The following is a 5,233-nucleotide window of genomic DNA, read 5'->3' on the forward strand; positions in this document are numbered from 1 at the left end:
CGCCGGCGGCTGCGGTGTCTGGGCAATCGCGGCCAGCGGCAGGCCGGCGAGCACCGTCGCCATGAGCGACACGCGCAGGGAGCGGATCGGGAGTGCGCCGCGGAGAGGAGAACGTGTCATGGTACTGCCTTCTGGTCGAGGATCTTGTCGCCGCTATCCTGGATGTTGTTCTGGATTTCCACCCGACGCAGCCCCAGCATCGGCTCATGCGCGACGATCGTGTCCCCGATCGTGACGCTCTTGTACTGCTTCAGCAGCTCGCGGCCGGCCTTCAGCATCTGGTCGTTCTTGGCGACGCAGCCTTTGGTCGAGGCCTTGTAGGCGTTGGCCTCGCCCTCGAACTTGGCCCGCGCGGCGTCCTTGTCGCGCGCGACATTGGCCGCCTCTTCATAGGCCGACTTCCATTTCTCCAGCGTCTCGTCGCGCTCGGCAAGGCGCTTGTTGAACTCGTCGACGGCCTCGCGGTGCTGCTTCTCGGTCTGGCGGACCTGCTTCTTGGCGGCGTCGACCTGGGCTTTGGCCGCGGCCTTGTCCCGCTCGGCGTCCGCCAGCTTGGCCTGCAGCGCCGTGCGCTGGTCCTCCAATTGCCGGGTCTGCAAGGTGGCGCTGCGCAGGGCTTCGCGCAGCCGATCGGTCTCGGCATCGGCGTGGGCGAACTCGACGTGCGAACACACCGCGACGGCCGCCGTGAGGAAGGTGAGGATGCGTATCTTCATGATCAGAACTTTGCGTTGAGATCGACCAGCAGGACGTCGACGGCATAGGGCGAGCCGGCGATGTTGTTGGCGCTCAGCCAGCGCATCGACGCCCACACGTTCTCGCTGAGGCCGAAATTGGCGCCGAGGAAGTAGCCCTTGAGGTTGGTGCCGCCGAGCCCGAAATCAGAATCGGCGAAGGCATCGAGCGTCGCGTCCGACTCCAGGTATTTGTAGCCGACATGCACGTTCCAGTCGGCGAAGTGCTTGATCTCCCTGTTGCCGACCGTGACGCGCGCCATCCAGCCGATGTCGCCGCCGTTGAACGGGCCGAACGAGCCGTCCGCGGTGCCGGCGCGGTTGTTGAGGGCGATGCCGGGAATGGTGGGCAGATCCTTAAGTCCGGTGCCGGGACCCGTCAGCGCGCGATTGAAGGCCGAGTTCCAGACGAACTCGCCATCGAGCACGATGTGGAACGGATGGAAGTCACCGAGGTCGAGCGATGCGCTCGCAACCAACGGCCGGTATTTCTGCACCAACCCGAAATACTGATATTGCGCCGTCTGGCCGAAGTTATTCCAGGTGCCGGATGCGATGTTGCGCAGCGCCCAGTAGGTGTTGCCCTTCTGGGCAAATAGCGGCCGCGACAGGTCTGAGCTGCAGCCATCGGAACTTGCGACGATAATGCAAGGCTCGGACGCCTGTCCCTGCACGTTCTCGAAATCGTAATAGGCGACGCCGAAGCGGAACTCGCTGACCGGATCGAACCGCATGGCGAAGCCGCCCTGGGCGCCGAACATCCACTTGTCGTGACTGGGGAATTTCGCAGTCTCGCTCGACGCGTTGGTGATACCGGCATTGAAATCGGTGTTGAAGATCGGGAACGCACCGATCACGCCGAACGCCGTGATATCAGGCACCACTTCCTGCTTGGCCTGCACGGCGAAGCCGTCGAAGCCCAGTTCGCGGTACCAGACCAGATCGGTCGGCGACCAGAACGGATTGTCGAAACGCCCGACCTGCGCCACCACATCCTGGTTCGGCAGCTGGTACTTCAGGAACGCCCGATCGAGCCAGATCGAATATTTGGAGAAGTTCGAGCCGCCGCCGCCCAGGGTCTGGTTGGTCGAGACCGGCGAGTTGCTTTCGCCGGTGGCGATCCGCAAGCCCGCCGCGAAGCCGTTGGTGAGGTCGGCATCCATGCCGAGCCGGGCGCGCAGCCGCACCTGGTTGCGGTTCTGATAGGTGTTGTACGTCGGGTAATTGGCGAGGTTGGCGTTGGAGACGTCGTAGGGTGAGCCGGTGTTGATGGCGTTGAAATTGGTCAGGCCCGGATCGTTGCCGTTCGGGAAGAAGCTGCCGTGATAGCGGGCGCGCACGTCGCCGTAGAAGCGGATGCGCTGCGCCCATTCCGGATACATGCCGGGCGAGGCCCAGTTCTCCTTCTCGGCCTTCGCCATCACCTCTTTCTTGATGTCCTCGCGCAATTGCCGCTTCACGATCTCCGGCACGTAGGTCACGTGCTTGGTGCCGGGCGGATTGGCCGCCGCGGCGGCCGCGGTCGCCGCCTTCGCGGCTTCATCCGCCTTGCTGGTCGCGTCCTTGGAGGCCTGCCGCGACACATAGGCCTCGTCTTCGGCCTGCTTGATCAGCGACTGCGCCTCATCCTCGCTGAGCAGCTTGCGCTTCACCATGAGGTTGAGCAGATTGACCGTTGTATTCGGCGAGGTCGGCTTGGCATCCGACACTTTCGGCCGCTTCGACTCCACCTTCTTCTCAGGCGCGCCTGCCTCGTCCGCGGGCTGGCCAAGTGCTGGCGCCGCGCAGGAAAGCGCAGCCAGCGAGACAGCGAGCAGCAGCGTGCGCCGGCGTGCACCTGGATTAATCTCAAACATTTTGTCCCCAGTCCTCTTAAGTCCGTTGTGTTTGTCAGAGTCGCGTTAGCTCGGCCGACGCGCCGTTAGGCGCGTCACCATCGGCATCGGCATGTCCTTCGGCGGTGGCTGGCGCAGCGTCAGACGGCCCAGCACGTCGTTGGTGATCACTGCATCGAGTTCAGCATCTCCGGTCGATGGCACCAGCAGAACCCGGTTGATGCGGCCGGTGCTGTCGGCCCAGAGCTTCACCTGAAGCTGCCCGGTCATCTTGCGTGTCCTCGGATTGGACCCGAGCGCCTCTTGCATCTGCGCAATGACGATGGTCGTGTACCAGCCCCAACGGCTGCCACCACCGCCGCCACCACCATAAGGATTGCCACCCGGCTTGCCGCCAAGATTGAAGAGATCGCCTGGTCCGGTCGCCTGGGCGTCAAGCGACAGCGGCCCCGGTGGCTCGTCGTTCTTCGCGTCCTTGACCGGCTCGTCCTGCGGCTTCTCGATCGGCTTGTCTTCCTTGAACTCGGGCTCCGCCATCTTCGGCTGCTCGATCATCCTCTGCTCGGGCGGCGGAGGTGGCGGAGGCGGCGGAGGTGGCGGCGTGATGTTGACGATCGTGATCTCGCGGACCTGTCGCGGCGGCGGCAGATCGTCCCCGCCGAACAGCCAGTAGCCTGCCCCGCCGAACAGCAAGGCGATCACCGCAAGCGCCGCGCCGTAACGCATCCCGGGGCTGCGGAATATGGAGCGCTGACGATCTGACGGCTCGTCCGGCAGATTCCAATCGTCTCGAAGCTTGCTCACGACACGACCTCGACCTGCCGCAGACCGCGATCACGCTCGGCGAAATACTGAAAGACGAATTCAACGAGCCTTGTGAACTCCTTCGTCTCCAGCGTCAGCGTTAGTACGGGCGTGGCATCTATCTTCAGATGGAAGCTTTCGTCTTCGGCGTCGAACTCGACATAGGCATCGCGGTCGATCGACAGGCGCGCCCGGCGGCCGCGCGAGATCGTCGCCAGGAACGGATCATCCTCCAGCTCTCCGGCCGTGACGCGGCCGCGGAGCTCGTTCGCCAGCTTGACCAGAAGCGCTTCGCCCCGAATGGGAAACGGCAGAACGACAGAACTCACGCAATCCCCTCCCTTCGCAGCATCGGAGGCAAGGTTATCGAGAGCCGGCCCGACCAGCCGCAGCCGGACGAGCGCTCGCTGCAGCGCATCGAGCGCACGCTCATAGGCGCGTTTGCGCCGAATAGGCGTGTGAGGAAGAGGCGTTGGCACCGGGATCGACGATCGCATCACTTCACGAGCGGTTTGGTGGCGAGTCCAACCTGGTTGAGGCCGATGCGGCCGAGCAGGTCGAGCACGTCCATCACGCTTTGGTACTGGGCCTGCGCGTCGCCGCGCAGCACCACGGGAAACTCCGGCGTCAGCGCCTTCTGCTGCACCAGCCGCTGCTCGAGCTCGGGCAGCGTCACCGGAATGGTGTCGAGGAAGATCTTGCCGTCATTGGAGACCGTGATCGCCTTGGTGGTCTGGGTCGCCAGCGACGGCGCGGCCGAGGCCTTCGGCAGGTTGACCTTCTGGCCCTGCACCGTCGCCGTCGTCATGATGATGAAGATCACCAGCAGCACGTAGGCGAGGTCCAACATCGGCGTGATGTTGATGTCGTCATACGGCTTGGAGTCGCTCTGGAGCTGCATCGCCGTTTACTCCGCGGCCATGCGGTGGTCGATCGGATCCGGCCGGTCGGCGGTGTAGAACTCCGCCATCTTGGTCACGAACTCGTCGACGAAGACCTGGATGTCGCTCGTCAGATCCTTGATCTTGGAGATCAGGTAGTTGTAGCCGAACAGCGCCGGGATCGCGACGCCGAGGCCGGCCACGGTCGCCACCAGCGCCGCCGCGATGCCGGGCGCGATCGCGTTGACGTTGACGTCGCCGGAGGCCGCGATCGCCGCGAAGGTGATCATGACGCCGACCACGGTGCCGAGCAGGCCGAGGAACGGACCGCCGGAGATCGCGATGGTCAGGACCACCATCAGCCGGTTCAATCGCTGGATCTCCTTGACCACGCCGCTGTCGAGCGCGGCGCGGATCGCCGCGATCGAGGCGCCGGACAGCACCGGCGCGGTGCCGCCGCGGAAGCGGTGGCGGATCTCCTGCGCCCCGATGTGGTAGATGCGGTAGAGCGAGGAGGCCTTCATCGCCTTGGCATCGGCCGCCGTCAGCCGGCCGCCGAGGGTGGCGACATCGGCATCCTCGCCGCGGTCGAGCATGGTGAGATCGTCGGCGACCGCGCGGAAGTGCTTCATGAACACCGCATTGGCCTTGGCCTGGCGGTTCAGGTAGCCGGTGCGGTCGACCATCACCACCCAGCTCAAGGCCGCCATGATCACCAAAAGGCCGATCACCACCCAGCCGTCGAGCGTGACCGACTTCAGGATCACCGCGAAGTAGCCCGACAGCCAGCTTCCGGTTTCCTCATCGACGCTGAAGGCGATCAGCTTGGCCTGGTCGGGGCCCTGCCCGATCGCGGCGAATTTGATGAAGCCGGCCGACCGCGCGATCTTCGCAATCTGCAGCTCGTCGACGTCGCCGGCAAAGCCCGCCATCGCCGGGACCGCAACGGGCGCGGGCGCAGCGGCGGCATCGTCCGCGG

Annotated in this window: 6 protein-coding genes; all 6 read right to left on the minus strand. The window is 64.8% G+C overall.

Annotated elements, in window-relative coordinates; all coding sequences use genetic code 11:
* Nucleotides 1-116: 116 nt before the first annotated feature.
* Entirely contained in the window at nucleotides 117-716 is a 600-nt protein-coding gene (locus CWO89_RS40340; protein ID WP_130583829.1) for a hypothetical protein, read from the minus strand.
* A gap of 2 nt (nucleotides 717-718) precedes the next feature.
* Nucleotides 719-2,590 (minus strand): putative porin, encoded by a 1,872-nt coding sequence (locus CWO89_RS40345; protein WP_130583830.1) that lies wholly within the window; start codon nucleotides 2,588-2,590, stop codon nucleotides 719-721.
* A gap of 45 nt (nucleotides 2,591-2,635) precedes the next feature.
* Nucleotides 2,636-3,373: an energy transducer TonB gene (locus CWO89_RS40350; protein WP_130583831.1), complete on the minus strand. Its 738-nt coding sequence runs from the start codon at nucleotides 3,371-3,373 to the stop codon at nucleotides 2,636-2,638.
* Nucleotides 3,370-3,702, minus strand: coding sequence for a hypothetical protein (locus tag CWO89_RS40355; protein ID WP_245476797.1), 333 nt, complete (start codon nucleotides 3,700-3,702; stop codon nucleotides 3,370-3,372). The genes CWO89_RS40350 and CWO89_RS40355 overlap by 4 nt, the downstream gene beginning before the upstream one ends.
* A 167-nt stretch (nucleotides 3,703-3,869) precedes the next feature.
* Nucleotides 3,870-4,274: an ExbD/TolR family protein gene (locus tag CWO89_RS40360; protein WP_130583832.1), complete on the minus strand. Its 405-nt coding sequence runs from the start codon at nucleotides 4,272-4,274 to the stop codon at nucleotides 3,870-3,872.
* 6 nt (nucleotides 4,275-4,280) lie between these two features.
* A partial coding sequence (locus tag CWO89_RS40365; protein WP_130583833.1) for a MotA/TolQ/ExbB proton channel family protein occupies nucleotides 4,281-5,233 on the minus strand: 953 nt, incomplete at its 5' end.

Source organism: Bradyrhizobium sp. Leo170, from assembly GCF_004296405.1.
Taxonomy (GTDB): Bacteria; Pseudomonadota; Alphaproteobacteria; order Rhizobiales; family Xanthobacteraceae; genus Bradyrhizobium.

Excerpts from the sequence above, each read along its gene's own strand:
- CWO89_RS40340 (WP_130583829.1), bottom strand. The coding sequence starts at position 716 with ATGAAGATACGCATCCTCACCTTCCTCACGGCGGCCGTCGCGGTGTGT.
- CWO89_RS40345 (WP_130583830.1), bottom strand. The coding sequence starts at position 2,590 with ATGTTTGAGATTAATCCAGGTGCACGCCGGCGCACGCTGCTGCTCGCT.
- CWO89_RS40360 (WP_130583832.1), bottom strand. The coding sequence starts at position 4,274 with ATGCAGCTCCAGAGCGACTCCAAGCCGTATGACGACATCAACATCACG.